Origin of the sequence: Amphritea pacifica, assembly GCF_016924145.1 — a bacterium.
Classification (GTDB): Bacteria; Pseudomonadota; Gammaproteobacteria; order Pseudomonadales; family Balneatricaceae; genus Amphritea; species Amphritea pacifica.
This window is the reverse complement of sequence record NZ_JAFFZO010000208.1, coordinates 1-283: the sequence shown is the minus strand read 5'-3', so window position 1 is coordinate 283 and position 283 is coordinate 1. Positions and strand designations below refer to the sequence as shown.

Here is a 283-nt window from a genome sequence, read left to right as displayed (position 1 = left end):
GTTCAGTGCAGTTGCCGCTACATTTCTCACAGAAGGTGATGAGATACAGTCTGAAAAGCAGTTTACCGACCGGTTAAACCGGTATCGAAGTGAATTTTGCCAGCAGGCAGATATTTTGCAGCAGTGGCAGCACCACATGACCACCGCCAAATACCAGACTGCCGGCCTGATAAAGTCAGAAAAGAGCTGAACCGAGGGGCTGAATGGTGCCAGCAGTGGCAGCCCCGTTAACAGAACTACAAAGAGAATCAGCGAAAAATGTACTTGTTTTGCTGCAGTTTTT

General features: G+C 48.1%; 1 protein-coding gene. It reads left to right on the top strand.

The genetic code is table 11. The annotated features are described in order from the left end of the window. Positions 1–190 (top strand): hypothetical protein (locus JW499_RS23260; protein ID WP_205212556.1); only part of this gene is annotated, 190 nt, incomplete at its 5' end. Positions 191–283: the final 93 nt, after the last annotated feature.